We start from the raw sequence: 15830 nt of genomic DNA, 5'->3' as shown, positions 1-15830 counted from the left end.
CACAGACCTCCTTTGGCGGGCTGGGTTCCTGAGGTGTTCCGTTCGTCCCTCTTCGCGGGGCAAGCCCGCTCCCTCAGGTTGGACAAAACGCTGTGCCTGTGGGCGCGGGCTTGCCCCGCGAAGAGGCCCGATCAAACGCCCTATTATCCAGGCTCAGGTTGCAATTGCGCGTCACGCACCAAGCGCTCCAGCGCCACCAGATCCGGCACCCGCGCCACCTGCTCGCCCACCTGCACCGCTGCCAACTCCAGGCTGCCCAGCGCCACGTCCACGTAGTTGAGCTGGCTGTCGAGCTTGCACGAACGCGGGATGTCCTGCAGCAATACCGCCAGGTAACGCAGGCCGGTATCGCCCAGCGCATTGAGCACCACGATACGTGCCCGCTCACCACACGGGGTATCCCCCCCGCACGCCGCCTCGAAACCGATCAGCGGCAACCGTTGCTGGCGCCAGTCGATCCAGCCCAGGTGCCAGGCAGGCTCGCCACGCTGACACAGCAGGTTGCGCTGGGCGATCAGTTCGGCCACGGCAACATTGGGCAGGACCAAAGTCCGGTCGCCCAAGGGCAGCAACAGGCCGGTCAGGCTGCTGCGCTGGCTGGAGATAAGTTCAAGCATGGGCCTGGCTCCAATGGGCGATGCTCTGCAACAACACAGACTCTTGATAAGGCTTGCCCAGGTACTCGTTGACACCGATGGCCATGGCACGGTCGCGGTGCTTCTGCCCTGTGCGTGAGGTAATCATGATGATCGGCAAGCCCTTCAGGCGCTCGTCACGGCGGATGCGCGTGGCCACCTCGAAACCGTCCATGCGCGGCATCTCGATATCCAGCAGCAACACATCGGGGCGATGCTCGTCCAGCTGCGCCATGGCATCGACCCCGTCCTTGGCCGTCAGTACGTTCATGCCATGACGCTCCAGCAGCCGGCTGGTGACCTTGCGTACCGTCACCGAATCGTCCACCACCATCACCAGCAGTGCCCGTCGCGGCGCCGGGCCGAACAGCTGGCGCTGCGCATCGCCTCCACCCGGCAGGCGCGCCAGGCGCCTTTGCTGACCACGCAACTGGCCAAGCAGGTCGAGAATCAGCACCACCCGGCCGTCACCCAGCAAGGTCGCCCCAGACAACCCGGCAACCGCGGCGAATTGTGGGCCGAGGCTCTTCACCACGATCTCGCGGCTAGGCGACAGGCTGTCGGCCTGGATCGCGAACGACTGTTCCTGGGAATGCACCAGCAGCACTGGCAGCGGCACGCTCTGGCCAAGCAGGCTGGGCCGTGGCAACCCTTGCAGCAGCTCACCCAGGTAGCGCAACGCGTAGGTGTGGCCCGCGTAGACGTACTGCGGGGTATCCAGCTGGTAACAGGCCGCCAGCTCCGCCGGCGGCACGCGGACGATGCCCTCGATGGTATTGAGCGGGATCGCGTATTGGTCCTCGCCCAGGTGCACCATCAGCGCACGGTTGATCGACACGGTGAACGGCAGCCGGATCAAAAAGCGCGCGCCCTTGCCCTGGGCCGACTCGATGGTCATCGAGCCGCCCAACTGTTTGACCTCTTCGTGCACCACGTCCATGCCCAGGCCACGCCCGGAGATCTGGGTGATCTTCTCGGCGGTGGAGAAACCGGGGCGCAGAATGAACTGCAACACCTCGTGGTCGCTCAAGTGCGCCTGCGGGTCCAGCAGGCCACGCTTGATCGCCTTGCGCCGCACCGCCTCCAACGGCACGCCGGCGCCGTCGTCGGTCATCTCGATGACAATGTCGGCGCCTTCGTGCAACAGGTTCAGGTGAATCGTGCCGTGCTCGGGCTTACCCGCCGCCAGGCGCGCTTCGCGGCTTTCCAGGCCATGGTCTACAGCGTTGCGCAGCATGTGCTCCAGGGGCGCCACCATGCGTTCGAGCACGCTGCGGTCCAGCTCGCCCTCGGCATTGCCGACCACCAGCTCGACCTGCTTGCCCAGCTCACTGGCAACCTGGCGCACTACGCGCTGCAAGCGCGGCACCAAGCGTTCGAACGGCACCATCAGGGTGGCGGTCAGGCCTTCTTGCAACTGGCTGTTCACCCGCGCCTGCTGCTGCAACAGGCTATAGGCCTCCTGTGCCCGCTGGGCCAGGGTTTCCTTCAGGTCGAGCAGGTCGGACGCCGACTCGAACAAGGCCCGTGACAGCTGCTGCAACTGCGAGTGGCGGTCCATTTCCAGCGGGTCGAAGTCGTCGTAGGCGTCGCCCTCGAACGCCTGCCGGCTGGAGATTCGCCCCTGGGTCTCGACGTCCAGGCGCAGCAGCTGGTCGCGCATGCGCTCCAGGGTGGTTTCCATTTCGTTGAGGGTGAATTGGGCATCGTTGACCTGCTGCTCGATGCGGCCACGGATGACCGAATGCTCACCGGCCAGGTTGCCCAGGTCGTCGAGCAGTTCGGCATCGACCTTGACCATGTCACCCGCCACCCGCTCCGGTGCCGCCACGGGCGCCTCGAGGGCCGTAGCTTCCTGCGGCCCCTGGCCTGCGGCGCTGTCGGTCAGGGCCGCACTGCTGAAGTTGCGGATGTAGTCGATCAGCGCCGTGGCCGCGTGCAGCGGCTGCCCCAGGCGCACGGCATCGAGCATGTGCGCCAGGCGGTCATGGCAATTCTGCAACAGGGCAAACAGGGGCGGGCTCGGCGGCAGGCGGCCGGCGGCAAGCAGTTCGTACAGAAATTCCAGTTCGTGGGCCAGGTCGCCAATGGCGGCGATCTCGACCATGCGCGCGCCCCCTTTGAGGGTGTGCAGGTCGCGCAGCAGGTTTTCCACCTCGACGCTGTTGCGCGGGTCAGCCTGCCAGCGCGCCAAGGCCGCCGCAGCGCTCTCGACGATGTCCGAGCTTTCTTCGAGGAAGACGTCCAGCAGCTCCTTGTCGCCTGGGCTGTCGGGCTCCTCGGCCGACACGTCGCCTGCAGCCGGCAGCAACGCAGGGCGCGACAGCCCCAAGCCAAGCTCCATGTCGGGGTGCAGCGGCGTGACCGAATCGATACCTACCAGGCCGGTGGCGTCCGGGGCCAGGGCCTGCGCCAACAGGCTGCGCAAGCTGTCGACGAGTGCTGGCCGGGACGAAATTTCTTGCCCTGCGGCCACTTCGTCGAGCATGTCGAGCAGGGCTTCGTGGCCCGATTGCGCGTGGGCGAAAAAGCGCGGGTCGGCGGCCAGGCTGCCCTCCTCCACGGCGCCATAGACATCGAGCAGGGCCTCGCAGACGTCGTCCATCTGCCACAGGTCGGCCAGGTGCGCCGCATGGCCAAGGCTGGTCAGCTCATCGAGCAGGGTATCCAGGGGCCCGCGTTGGCCCGGCTGCTCCTGCCAACGCGATAGCAACGACTCGGCGTCGAGCAGAATGTCCATGGCCTGGGCCAGGAAGCTGGCGGTCTGCTGCGGGTCGCGCTTGCTGCGTCGCCCAGGCTGGGCATCTTCATGCAGGCTGGCCAGGCGCACATCCACCGCCTGGCCGACCTGCTCGATCAAATCGCCAGCGCCGGGGATGGCCGCCAGCGGCGTGCTGTCCAGTTGTGCCAGCCCCAAGTGGAGCAGTGAACGCCCCGCTTCCAGCCATTCGAGCTCGGCCACTTGCAGGGGCAACTGGTGGCCCTTGTACTCGCGCGCCAGGCGGTCGAACGCGGTGGCCAGCTCGGCGACCGGCATCACCCCGGCCATCGCAGCGCTGCCCTTGAGCGTATGCAGGGCACGCTGCAGGCTGTCGCTGACCGGCGTGTCCTGGCCCTCGGCGCCCTGCAAAAATGCCTCAAGGCTGTCCAGGTGGCCGTGCGCCTCGTTGCGGAAGATATCCAGCAATTGTGGGTCGAGGCCATCGATGTCGGCGGCGGGTGGCGCATCGTTTTCGGCCAGCGCGTGCAGATGCCCGGCCAGTTGCTCGATTTCGGTCAGTTGCGGCAACTGCCCGGCAGCAAAGTCGGACAACAGGTCCGGCAGGTGCACGAACGCCTGCTGCAAGGCCACCACCCCTTCCGGGGTAAGCACGATACGGCCTTCGAGCATGCGGTTGAGCAAGTGCTCCGCGCCCCAGGCCAGTTCCGCCACCGCCTCGGCATGCACCATTCGGCCGCTGCCCTTGAGCGTATGCAGCGCGCGGCGCACCTCCAGCAAGGCATCGCGCTGCTGGCTGTCGGCCCGCCAGCGCAACCACTGGCGTTCGATTTCCGGCAGCAGCTCACCCGCTTCTTCCAGGAACACTTCGCGCAGCTCGTCATCGATGCCGTCGCCGTTGTCGTCCAGGCCGAGGCCCGTTTCGCTGACCAGGCACGTCACGCCCAGCGCCGCCAGGCTGACACGCGCCATGTCGATGAAGGGCTGGCCATCGGCCAGCGGGTCGGCCACCCGCCATTGCAGATAGCACTCGGCAGCGCTCAGGGCGTCGGCCAGGTGTGCCAGCTCATCGGCCGGTGGCTCGACGTCCAGGTGCTGCAACCAGCGCTGCACGTAGCTCGCGCACCCGGCAAAGACCTCGGCTGGCCCGGGCAGCATCAGCATCGCCAACGCCCCGCGCACTTGCTGCAGCAACCCCGGCAGCGGCTGCAGGCGTTGCCGCGGCCAATCGGACTCCAGGCAATCACCGATCAAGTCCTTGGCCTGCTGCAAGACCGCCAGCGACTCGCTCAGCACCAACTGGCGGATCTCGGCCAGGTCCGAGCCCGGCATGCCGCCCTGGCCGCTTTCTTCCAGCGGGCCGACCATGCCATTGAGCGTCGCCTCCACATACAACAGGGCACCCGCCACATCCATCAATACCGCGTCATCCACCGAGCCCTCGCCCGGTGCCAGGGCCTGCAGCGCCAGCACCTGGTCGATGATCACCCGCCGCGGCTGCTGGAAGCCCAGTACCGCCAGGGTGTCGGCGACATGGCGCAAGGGGGCGAGCAAGGCTTGCGATTGTTCACTGTGCGGCAGGCCGCCACGCACGAACTGGTCCAGGCGCTCCTTGATACGCATCAGGTCGTCGCACAGCGCGCTCACCACCGAGCGCAAGGCATCGCGACCGGGCCCGGCCTGCATCTGCTCCCGCCAGTTGCCCAGCGACAGGTCGAGGTTGGCCAAATCGTCGGAACCGGCAAAGCGCTGCGCCGTGCCGCTGATCAGGCTGGCCTGGGCCAGGGGCTCCACGCCACGGCAGGCGCGCAGTTGGTTGAGCAACGGCAGCATCACCAACGGCAGGTCGTGGCGGGCGCCGCGCAGCCGCTCCAGGTACGACGGCAGTTGCTCCAGGCCTCGGAACAATGCCCCCAGGCAGTCACCCCGAGGGCTGACTTGGCCCTCGGCCAAGGCCCGGGCGAACAGCTCCAGCTCTTCGGCCAGGCGCGTCGCGCCGCGCAGTTCGAGCATGCGCAGGCAACCGTGCACCTGGTGCAGGTTGTCGACCACGAACGCCAGCATGGACAAGTCGCCCGGCTCGCCGGCAAAGCGCTCCAGGGCCTGTCGCGCCTGGCCCAGGCAGTCGAGGATGGCGGCCTTGGTCCAGGCCAGCGCTACCGTTTCGTGGCGCTCGGGGCTTACAGCAGCAGAAGCCATGGGCATTCCTCAGCGCGGCTCGGCGGGTGCCGGCAGGGTAAAACCAGAGACCGACCGGCGCATTTCGCTGGCCATGCGTGCCAGGTGGCGGATGCTGTCGGCCGTGGCGCCGGACCCTGCCGATGTCTGTGCGGTGATCTGCTGGATGACCGCCATGGTGTGGGAAATCTGCCCGGCAGAAGACGTCTGCAACTGGGCCGCGTCGGAAATACTGTGGATCAGTTCGGCCAGGGTCTGTGACACCCCTTCGATTTCCGCCAGCGCCACCCCGGCATCCTGGGCCAGGCGCGCGCCGCGTACCACTTCGGCGGTGGTCTGCTCCATGGAGATCACCGCCTCGTTGGTATCGGCCTGAATGGTCCGTACCAGCGCTTCGATCTGTCGCGTGGCCGACGACGACCGTTCGGCCAGCCGCTGCACCTCGTCGGCAACCACCGCAAACCCGCGCCCGGCTTCACCGGCCAGCGACGCCTGGATCGCCGCGTTGAGGGCGAGGATATTGGTCTGATCGGCAATGTCGTCGATCAGGCTGACGATGTCGCCGATCTCCTGGGACGATTCACCCAGGCGCTTGATCCGTTTGGCGGTGTCCTGGATCTGCTCGCGAATGTTGTCCATACCGTTGATGGTGTTGTGCACCACCTCGTTGCCCTTGTTGGCAATCGCCACCGAGCGCTCGGCCACCTTGGCCGACTCGTACGCATGCGCCGAAACCCGGTCGATCGACTCGACCATGTCGCCCACCGCCTCGGACGCCTCGCTGATCTGCTCGGCCTGGTGTTCGGACGCCTTGGCCAGCTGGCGGGCGGTGTTCTGCGTGTCCTGCACGGCAGCGGCCACCTGTACGGCGCTGTGGTTGATGGTGGCGACCAGGTCGCGTAGCTGGTCGACCGAATAGTTGATCGAGTCGGCGATGGCGCCAGTGAAGTCCTCGGTAACCGACACGGTCACGGTCAGGTCGCCATCGGCCAGCTCTTCGATTTCGTCGAGCAGGCGCATGATCGCCTGCTGGTTGCGTTCGTTCTTTTCCGCCGTCTCGCGCAACTGCCGGTTGGTGGTGCGCACCATGACCAGGCCGATCAGGATGATCGAGGCCAGCGCCAACAGGCCCAGGGCGTAGCCACCGACGGTATCGAGGGTGCGCCCGCCGGCCAGGTTCTCGAAGCTGTTGGCCAGGTGCGAGGCCTCATCGAGCAGGGTCTGCGACAGGCTGAAGATGTTGCCCGCCGCTTCGCGCACGCGGAACAGCTCAGGCGATGTTTCGAGGATTTCGTCAACCGAGCCTGCGACGAACTGGAACAGCTCGGCGATTTCGGCCAGCCGCGCCCGCGCATCGGCGTCCTCGACGCGGGTCACCTGGATGGCCGGGTTGCCGCCGAGCATGCCCTCGAGCACCTGGCCAAAGCGCCCGGCATCGCGGCCGAAGGCGTCGGCGGCCTGGGCCGCGGTGTCATCACCGGCCAGCACGGTATTGACCGAGCCGAGGATGCGTTCGGCCAGCAGCAACTGACGCTGGGCCACCACCACCTGGTTGGCCGGGGCGCCGCTCTGCAGCAGGATCTCGACCACTTTTTCGTATTCGACCTGCAATTGCGGCACGGTCTCGGCAAGGGTCGCGGCCACCTGGTGCAGGGACAACACCGTCTGCTCACTGGCCAGAATGGTATCGGTGTTCTTGCGCAGGTTCTCCCAGTCCTGGCGCACCGCCTCCATCTCATCGCGCACCGTGATTGGCGCCGCCGGTAGGCCGGTGGACTTGTCGCCTTCACGCAGGTAGCTCCAGCGCCGTTCGAAATCGTTGCGTGCATCCGACAGCAGCTTGAACGCCAAGGCCTTGCCGGCCGCCGCCTCGGTGGCGTTCTTGGCAATGCGCTGGGACAACACGCGAAGCTCGCCGGCATGGCCGATGTACTGCTTGTCGTAGTTGGACTGGGTGCTCAGGTAGGCAAAATTGGCGAACAGCAGGATGATCGACAGGATCAGGATCAGAAACAGCACGGTGATCTGCGCGATGCTGCGCGTGCGCGGAGCCATGGGCGTTGCGGTAGCACGGGTGGCGGGGTTGTTCACGTTCGCAGGTCCTATAACGCCACATCGAGAAAGCCCGGCGCCTGGGCCAGGGCGAAGGGGCTGAAGATCGCCCAGTTGCGTTCACGCGGGAAGTGCCCCTGCACGAAGCGGGCAGCCGCGCGGATCAACGGCTGCGGCGGTGACAGTTCCAGGCTGCTCAGGGCAAAGTGCTGCAGGCCCAGCACCTCGTCCACCAGCAGGCCGACGAACAAGTCTTCGTGGTCGAGCACCAGCACCCGCCGCTGCTTGCCGGGCGCCGCCGGGCCGAGCCCGAAGAAACTGCTCAGGTCCATGACCGGCAACAACCGCCCGCGCAGGTTGGCCACCCCGCAGACCCAGGGTTGCACCCCCGGCACACGGCTGCTGCGCGGCTCGCGCAGCACTTCGGCGACTTCGCCCATGGGCGCGACGAACCATTGCCCGGCGATGCGAAAGCCGATCCCGCTCCACTGCTGCAGGCGGGTGTCCTGCGGGGGTTGGTCCGCCACCAGCAGGCGGCAGCGCCGGTCGATGTCCAGCAACAACTCGAAGGCGGTCAGCGACGCGCCCTGCGGGCGGGTGGTCAAGCCCCCAGCACTGCTTTGAGCTTGGCGATCAGCGCGTCCTCTTCGACCGGTTTGGTCAAAAAGTCGCGAGCGCCCTGGCGGGTGGCCCAGATGCGGTCGGTTTCCTGGTCCTTGGTGGTGACCACGATCACCGGGATGGCACTGGTTTCCAAGTCTTTGCTCAACTGGCGGGTGGCCTGGAAGCCGTTCATGCCGGGCATGACGATGTCCATCAGCACCGCGTCGGGCTTTTCCTGACGCGCCAGGGCCACGCCGTCGGCACCGTTGTTGGCCTTGAGCACCTCGTAACCGTGCTTTTCCAGCCATTCGGTCAATCTGTACATCTCTGTCGGCGAGTCGTCGACAATCAGAACTCGGGCCATGCTGTTTCCCCATCAGGAAAGAAAGACCGCGCCATGGCGGACGCGGTCAGGGTGCGTGTTGTTGGTGTTCGGCAAAACCGGGCACATGGGCCCTGATCGCATCGAGCAGTTCTTCCTTGCTGAACGGCTTGGTGAGGAACTGGTCGGACCCCACCACCCGCCCGCGGGCCTTGTCGAACAGGCCGTCGCGCGACGACAGGAGGATCACCGGTATGTCCTTGAAGGCACTGTTGTGCTTGATCACGGCGCAGGTCTGGTAACCGTCCAGGCGCGGCATCAGCACATCGACGAAGATGATCTGTGGCTGGTGGTCGACGATCTTGGACAGGGCATCGAAGCCATCGCTGGCGGTAATCACCTCGCAACCCGCTTCGCCGAGCAACATCTGCGCGGTACGGCGGATCGTGCGTGAGTCGTCGATCACCATCACCTTCAGGGGTTGTTCCATAGACGCCTACCAATAGGAATGAAGCTGCAAGTTGCAAGCGGCAAGCTACAAGAACAGCGGCTCGGCGCATGGATGCTGTTTTCTTGAGGCTTGTAGCTTAAGGCTTGCAGCTGCATTTTTAGCATACTCCGGGTGGCCATTCCATCTGCTGCGCCCCTTGACCATCGGCGCTCCCGGCGCCACCCTGAGCCACTTTTCTTTCGATCCATCGCGGCTGCACGCCGCCAAAGAGGAACCCCCCATGAGCGTTCGCCTCGGCATTGTCATGGACCCCATCGCGTCCATCTCCTACAAGAAGGACAGTTCGCTGGCCATGCTGCTGGCCGCCCAGGCACGCGGCTGGAGCCTGTTCTACATGGAACAGCGCGACCTGTACCAGGGCGAAGGCAAGGCGCGTGCGCGGATGCGCCCACTGAAGGTATTCGCCGACCCGGCTCGCTGGTACGAACTGGGCGAGGAGCAGGACAGCACCCTGGCCGAGCTGGACGTGATCCTGATGCGCAAGGACCCACCGTTCGACATGGAGTTCGTCTACAGCACCTACCTGCTGGAGCAGGCCGAGGCCGACGGCGTGCTGGTGGTCAACCGCCCGCAAAGCCTGCGCGACTGCAACGAAAAGCTGTTCGCTACGCTGTTCCCGCAGTGCACGCCACCGACTTTGGTCAGCCGCCGCCCGGACATCATTCGTGAGTTCGCCGCCCAGCATGGCGATGTAATCCTCAAGCCGCTGGACGGCATGGGCGGTACCTCGATCTTCCGCCACCGGGTCGGCGACCCCAACCTGTCGGTGATCCTCGAAACCCTGACCGCGCTGGGCGCGCAGCAGATCATGGCGCAGGCCTACCTGCCGGCGATCAAGGACGGCGACAAGCGCATCCTGATGATCGACGGCGAGCCGGTGCCCTACTGCCTGGCGCGCATCCCGGCCAGCGGCGAAACCCGTGGCAACCTGGCCGCCGGTGGCCGTGGCGAAGCGCGCCCGCTGAGCGAGCGTGACCGCTGGATCGCAGCCCAGGTCGGCCCGACCTTGCGCGAGAAAGGCCTGCTGTTCGTCGGCCTGGACGTGATTGGCGACTACCTCACCGAAATCAACGTCACCAGCCCGACCTGCATCCGCGAGATCGACAACGCCTTCGGCACCGATATCGGCGGGCAATTGATGGACGCCATTGATCGCCAGCTGAAGGCGCGCTGACCGGCAACGCGCGGCATAAACCCAGAGTGGGGTATGATGCGGGTCCCTTTTACCTGACCCGCTGCCCCGCCCTGCGGTTGCTGGATACCTGATGACGCTGCCCGCTGACATCCCCTCCGACCTGCTGCCACCCCGCGTTCGCCCGGTGGACCGGCTTGGCTTTACCTTGTTTCTGGCTGCCCTGGTGCACCTGGCGCTGATCCTTGGCGTCGGCTTCAGCGTGGTCAAGCCTGCCGAAATCCGTCACACCATGGACATCACCCTGGCCACCTTCAAAAGCGAGAAAGCGCCCGAGAAGGCTGACTACCAGGCCCAGGACAACCAGCAAGGCAGCGGTACCCTGGAGAAGAAGGCGGTGCCCAAGACCACCGAGGTCGCCCCCTTCCAGGACAGCAAGATCAACAAAGTCACGCCGCCGCCTGCAGCCAGGCCCGAAGTGGTGCCGCCGCCCACGCCCGAGAAGTCGGCGGTGGTGACCCAGGCCGCCAAACCTCATAAAGTCGAGCCCAAGCCCAAGGAAAGCAAGGCGCAGCCCAAGCCGGCAACGCCGACGCCCGATTTTGACAGCTCGCAGCTGTCCAGCCAGATCGCCAGCCTTGAAGCGGAGCTGTCCAACGAACAGCAGCTGTACGCCAAGCGCCCGCGCATCCATCGCCTGAATGCGGCCTCGACCATGCGCGACAAGGGCGCCTGGTACAAGGAAGAGTGGCGCAAGAAGGTCGAGCGGGTGGGCAACCTGAATTACCCCGACGAAGCGCGGCGCCAGCAGATCTACGGCAACCTGCGCATGATGGTGTCGATCAACCGCGATGGCTCGCTCTACGAGGTGCTGGTGCTGGAGTCGTCCGGGCAAGCGGTGCTGGACCAGGCCGCGCAACGCATCGTCAGGCTGGCGGCGCCGTTTGCGCCCTTTACCGGCGACCTGGCCGAATATGACCGGCTGGAGATCATTCGTACCTGGCGGTTTGCCCGTGGGGACCGGTTGTCCAGTAATTGATTTACGCCTGTGCCGGCCCTTGCGCGGAGCAAGCACAGGCGACACAAACCACCTTGTCAGCCTCGCCACCTGGCGCCACACTATCCCCCATGAAAACCCTCGCCCCGAGCTACCTCAAGCATCAGTTCCTGATCGCCATGCCACACATGGCCGATCCGAACTTTGCCCAGACCCTCACGTACATCGTCGAGCACAACGCCAATGGCGCCATGGGCCTGGTGGTCAACCGACCGCAGGAGCTCAACCTGGGCGACATCCTCGAGCAGTTGCGCCCGGACGACGAACCGCCGGCCAGCACCTTGCACGTGCCGATCTACCAAGGTGGCCCGGTGCAGACCGATCGCGGTTTCGTGCTGCACTCCAGCGAGTGCACCTACCAGGCCACCGTCGAACTGCAGGGCCTGTCGTTGTCCACCTCGCAGGATGTGCTGTTTGCCATCGCCGAAGGCGTCGGGCCGCAAAACAGCCTGATCACCCTGGGTTACGCTGGCTGGGAAGCAGGCCAACTGGAAGCGGAGCTGGCCGACAATGCCTGGCTCAACTGCCCGTTCGACGCCGACATCATCTTCGGCCTTGCCAGTGACCAGCGGCTGAACGCCGCGGCCGCCAGCCTTGGCATCAACCTCAGCCTGCTGACCAGCCAGGCGGGCCACGCCTGATGGCCGAACTACGCCTGCTGCTGGGCTTCGACTACGGCACCAAACAGATCGGCGTGGCCGTTGGCCAGGTCATCACGGGCCAAGCCCGCGAGCTGTGCACCCTGAAGGCGCAAAACGGTGTACCGGACTGGGCCCAGGTGGAAAAACTGGTCGCCGAATGGAAACCCGACGCCATCGTCGTCGGCCTGCCGTTGAACATGGACGGCACGCCGAGTGAAATGAGCGCGCGCGCCGAGAAGTTCGCCCGGCGCCTGAACGGCCGCTTCAACCTGCCCGTGCACACCCACGACGAACGCCTGACCACCTTCGAGGCCAAGGGCGAACGCCTGAGCCGAGGCGGCCAGCGCGGCAGCTACCGCGACAACCCGGTCGACGCCATTGCCGCCGCCCTGCTGCTGCAAGGCTGGCTGGAGGCCAACACCTGATCATCTTTGCCGCCGGGCCAAGCCGGCGGCCCCCGAGGAGCACGCAATGAGCCTACCCAATCCCGCCGATCTGATCCGGCAGATGGCTGTCGACCTTCGCGCCCACCTGGCCCGCCGTGCTATCACCGAGCCGCGCTTCATCGGCATCCGCACGGGCGGCGTCTGGGTCGCCCAGGCGCTGCAGGAAGAAATGGGCGATACCAGCCCCATGGGCACCCTGGATGTGTCGTTCTACCGTGATGACTTCAGCCAGAACGGCCTGCACCCGCAGGTGCGCCCGTCCGACCTGCCATTCGAAATCGAAGGCCAGCACCTGGTGCTGATCGACGACGTGCTGATGAGCGGCCGCACCATTCGCGCCGCGCTCAACGAACTGTTCGATTACGGCCGTCCGGCCAGCGTCACCCTGGTCTGCCTGCTCGACCTTGACGCCGGTGAACTGCCGATTCGTCCCAATGTGCTCGGTGCCACCCTGTCGCTGGCGGCCCATGAACGGGTAAAATTGACCGGACCCGCACCGCTCGCCCTCGAGCGACAGGACCTCGCCTCCGCTTCCGCCCTTTAAGAGTCCCCCGCGATGACGCCAATCGACGCCAAGCGCCCGCTGCAGCTCAATGATCAGGGCCAGCTGCGCCACTTTCTCTCGCTCGACGGTTTGCCCCGCGAACTGCTGACCGAGATCCTCGACACCGCCGACTCCTTCCTGGAAGTCGGTGCCCGGGCCGTGAAAAAAGTCCCGTTGCTGCGCGGCAAGACCGTGTGCAACGTGTTCTTCGAAAACTCGACCCGCACCCGTACCACCTTCGAACTGGCCGCGCAGCGCCTGTCGGCCGACGTGATCAGCCTCAACGTGTCGACCTCCTCGACCAGCAAGGGCGAAACCCTGTTCGACACCCTGCGCAACCTGGAAGCGATGGCCGCCGACATGTTCGTCGTGCGCCATTCCGACTCGGGCGCCGCGCACTTCATCGCCGAGCACGTGTGCCCCGACGTTGCCGTGATCAACGGCGGCGACGGCCGCCATGCGCACCCGACCCAGGGCATGCTCGACATGCTGGCCATCCGTCGGCACAAGGGCAGCTTCGAGAACCTCTCCGTGGCCATCGTCGGCGACATCCTGCATTCGCGCGTGGCCCGCTCCGACATGCTCGCGCTCAAGGCGCTAGGCTGCCCGGACATCCGCGTGATCGGCCCGAAAACCCTGATCCCGATCGGCATCGAGCAATACGGCGTGAAGGTGTACACCGACCTCGCCGAAGGCCTCAAAGACGTCGATGTGGTGATCATGCTGCGCCTGCAGCGTGAGCGCATGGCCGGCGGCCTGCTGCCCAGCGAGGGCGAGTTCTACCGCCTGTTCGGCCTGACCACCGCGCGCCTGGCCGGCGCCAAGCCGGATGCCATCGTCATGCACCCTGGCCCGATCAACCGCGGCGTGGAGATCGAATCGGCGGTGGCCGACGGCAAGCACTCGGTGATCCTCAACCAAGTGACGTACGGCATCGCCGTGCGCATGGCCGTGCTGTCCATGGCCATGAGCGGGCAAAACACGCAACGCCAACTCGACCAGGAGAACGCCCTGTGAGCATCAGCATTCTTGGCGCCCGGGTCATCGACCCCAACAGCGGCCTGGACCAGGTCACCGACCTGCACCTGGATGGCGGCCGCATTGCCGCGATCGGCGCGGCACCGGCCGGTTTCAGCGCCAGCCGCACGATCCAGGCCGAGGGCCTGATCGCAGCACCTGGCCTGGTCGACCTCGACGTGGCCCTGCGCGAGCCGGGCTACAGCCGCAAGGGCAGCATCGCCAGCGAAACCCGCGCCGCCGTGGCCGGTGGCGTGACCAGCCTGTGCTGCCCACCGCAGACCAAACCGGTACTGGACACCTCGGCCGTGGCCGAGCTGATCCTCGACCGCGCCCGCGAAGCCGGCAACAGCAAGGTCTACCCGATCGGCGCCCTGACCAAGGGCCTGGAAGGCGAACAGCTGGCCGAGCTGGTGGCCCTGCGCGACACCGGTTGCGTGGCCTTCGGCAATGGCCTCAAGGAAATCCCCAACAACCGCACCCTGGCCCGTGCCCTGGAGTACGCCGCCACGTTCGACCTGACCGTGGTGTTCCACTCCCAGGACCGTGACCTGTCCCAGGGCGGCCTGGCCCATGAGGGCGCAATGGCCAGCTTCCTCGGCCTGCCCGGCATCCCCGAGACTGCCGAGACCGTGGCCCTGGCACGCAACCTGCTGCTGGTCGAACAGTCCGGCGTGCGCGCGCACTTCACCCAGATCACCAGTGCCCGCGGCGCGCGGCTGATCGCCCAGGCGCAGGAGCTGGGCCTGCCGGTTACCGCCGACGTGGCGCTGTATCAGCTGATTCTCACCGACCAGTCGCTGCGCGAGTTCTCCAGCCTGTACCACGTGCAGCCACCGCTGCGCACCGCCGCCGACCGTGACGGCCTGCGCGCGGCGGTCAAGTCGGGCGTGATCCAGGCGATTTCCAGCCATCACCAGCCCCATGAGCGCGATGCCAAGCTGGCCCCGTTCGGCGCCACGGAGCCGGGTATCAGCAGCGTCGAAGTGCTGCTGCCACTGGCCATGACCCTGGTCGAGGACGGCCTGCTCGACCTGCCGACCTTGCTCGCGCGCCTGAGCAGCGGCCCGGCTGCCGCCATGCGCCTGCCGGCAGGTGAGCTGAAGGTCGGTGGCGCAGCGGATTTGGTGCTGTTCGACCCGAAAGCCTCTACGGTCGCCGGCGAGCAATGGCTCTCGCGTGGCGAGAACTGCCCGTTCATCGGCCACTGCCTGCCAGGGGCGGTGCGTTATACCTTGGTCGATGGGCACGTCTGCCACGAAGCCTGACCACCAGCTGTAAGCCTCAAGCTGCAAGCCACAAGAAAAAGCAGGCATGGCGCCGACGCGCTTTTTCTTGCAGCTTGCAGCTTGCAGCTGGTCGCTAATGGTTGAAATCCTTCCCCCCACCCCCATATGAGTCTGCATCAGGCACTTTCGCCCCGCTGCGTGGAGACTCTCCCCTTGACCACCATCGTTTCTGTCCGCCGTAACGGCAAAGTCGTCATGGGCGGCGACGGCCAGGTTTCCCTCGGCAACACCGTGATGAAAGGCAACGCCAAAAAGGTCCGTCGCCTGTACCACGGCCAGGTCATTGCCGGGTTCGCCGGCGCCACCGCCGATGCGTTCACCCTGTTCGAGCGCTTTGAAGGGCAACTGGAAAAACACCAGGGCCACCTGGTCCGTGCCGCCGTCGAGCTGGCCAAGGAATGGCGTACCGACCGCTCCCTGAGCCGCCTGGAGGCCATGCTGGCCGTGGCCAACAAGGACGCCTCGCTGATCATCACCGGCAACGGCGATGTGGTCGAACCCGAAGACGGCCTGATCGCCATGGGTTCCGGTGGCGCCTACGCCCAGGCCGCAGCTCGTGCCCTGCTGAACAAGACCGACCTCTCGGCCCGCGAAATCGCCGAGACCGCCCTGAACATCGCCGGTGACATCTGCGTGTTCACCAACCATAACCTGACCATCGAGGAGCAGGACCTGGCCGACTGA

At 66.1% G+C, this 15830-nt stretch carries 14 protein-coding genes; 8 read left to right on the top strand and 6 right to left on the bottom strand.

All coding sequences use genetic code 11. The annotated features are described in order from the left end of the window. Positions 1-143 precede the first annotated feature (143 nt). Genes HU770_RS08800 through HU770_RS08775 form a run of 6 tightly spaced genes read right to left on the bottom strand, consistent with a single transcriptional unit; the run spans position 144 to position 8999 of the window. Positions 144-617 carry a chemotaxis protein CheW gene (locus HU770_RS08800; protein ID WP_033701907.1) on the bottom strand — a complete coding sequence of 158 codons (474 nt, stop codon included), beginning with the start codon at positions 615-617 and terminating at the stop codon, positions 144-146. Further along, positions 610-5553 (bottom strand): Hpt domain-containing protein, encoded by a 4944-nt coding sequence (locus HU770_RS08795; RefSeq protein WP_186663494.1) that lies wholly within the window; start codon positions 5551-5553, stop codon positions 610-612. Before HU770_RS08795 ends, HU770_RS08800 begins: the two co-directional genes overlap by 8 nt. A 9-nt stretch (positions 5554-5562) precedes the next feature. Further along, positions 5563-7587: a methyl-accepting chemotaxis protein gene (locus HU770_RS08790; RefSeq protein ID WP_189673100.1), complete on the bottom strand. Its 2025-nt coding sequence runs from the start codon at positions 7585-7587 to the stop codon at positions 5563-5565. Positions 7588-7634: 47 nt separating this feature from the next. Next, a complete protein-coding gene (locus tag HU770_RS08785; RefSeq protein WP_033701910.1) occupies positions 7635-8189 on the bottom strand; it encodes a chemotaxis protein CheW in 555 nt (184 codons plus the stop codon). Beyond that, positions 8186-8551: a twitching motility response regulator PilH gene (gene pilH, locus HU770_RS08780; protein ID WP_186652859.1), complete on the bottom strand. Its 366-nt coding sequence runs from the start codon at positions 8549-8551 to the stop codon at positions 8186-8188. Before pilH ends, HU770_RS08785 begins: the two co-directional genes overlap by 4 nt. Before the next feature lie 46 nt (positions 8552-8597). Continuing rightward, positions 8598-8999 carry a response regulator gene (locus HU770_RS08775; protein WP_033701912.1) on the bottom strand — a complete coding sequence of 134 codons (402 nt, stop codon included), beginning with the start codon at positions 8997-8999 and terminating at the stop codon, positions 8598-8600. Between the two features lie 241 nt (positions 9000-9240). Between HU770_RS08775 and gshB the strand changes: the two genes are divergently transcribed. The 8 genes from gshB (at position 9241) to hslV (ending at position 15830) form a co-directional block, all read left to right on the top strand. Beyond that, entirely contained in the window at positions 9241-10194 is a 954-nt protein-coding gene (gene gshB / locus HU770_RS08770) for a glutathione synthase (RefSeq protein ID WP_033701913.1), read from the top strand. A 91-nt stretch (positions 10195-10285) separates the two neighbouring features. Further along, positions 10286-11191, top strand: coding sequence for an energy transducer TonB (locus HU770_RS08765; RefSeq protein WP_033701914.1), 906 nt, complete (start codon positions 10286-10288; stop codon positions 11189-11191). 89 nt (positions 11192-11280) lie between these two features. Further along, positions 11281-11850, top strand: a complete 570-nt coding sequence (locus HU770_RS08760) for a YqgE/AlgH family protein (RefSeq protein WP_033701915.1) — start codon at positions 11281-11283, stop codon at positions 11848-11850. Beyond that, positions 11850-12275 (top strand): Holliday junction resolvase RuvX, encoded by a 426-nt coding sequence (ruvX, locus tag HU770_RS08755; RefSeq protein ID WP_033701916.1) that lies wholly within the window; start codon positions 11850-11852, stop codon positions 12273-12275. Before HU770_RS08760 ends, ruvX begins: the two co-directional genes overlap by 1 nt. A 46-nt stretch (positions 12276-12321) precedes the next feature. Further along, positions 12322-12840: a bifunctional pyr operon transcriptional regulator/uracil phosphoribosyltransferase PyrR gene (gene pyrR, locus HU770_RS08750; protein WP_033701917.1), complete on the top strand. Its 519-nt coding sequence runs from the start codon at positions 12322-12324 to the stop codon at positions 12838-12840. A gap of 12 nt (positions 12841-12852) precedes the next feature. Next, positions 12853-13857, top strand: coding sequence for an aspartate carbamoyltransferase catalytic subunit (locus tag HU770_RS08745; protein WP_033701918.1), 1005 nt, complete (start codon positions 12853-12855; stop codon positions 13855-13857). Then, complete coding sequence (locus HU770_RS08740; protein ID WP_162525079.1) at positions 13854-15125, top strand: dihydroorotase; 1272 nt, start codon at positions 13854-13856, stop codon at positions 15123-15125. The genes HU770_RS08745 and HU770_RS08740 overlap by 4 nt, the downstream gene beginning before the upstream one ends. Before the next feature lie 174 nt (positions 15126-15299). Then, a complete protein-coding gene (hslV, locus tag HU770_RS08735) occupies positions 15300-15830 on the top strand; it encodes an ATP-dependent protease subunit HslV (protein WP_003249309.1) in 531 nt (176 codons plus the stop codon).

Source organism: Pseudomonas sp. SWRI68 (genome assembly GCF_014269165.1).
Lineage (GTDB): Bacteria > Pseudomonadota > Gammaproteobacteria > Pseudomonadales > Pseudomonadaceae > Aquipseudomonas > Aquipseudomonas capeferrum.
Note: the sequence above shows the minus strand (reverse complement) of the source record. Positions and strands in the feature narration are given on the sequence as shown.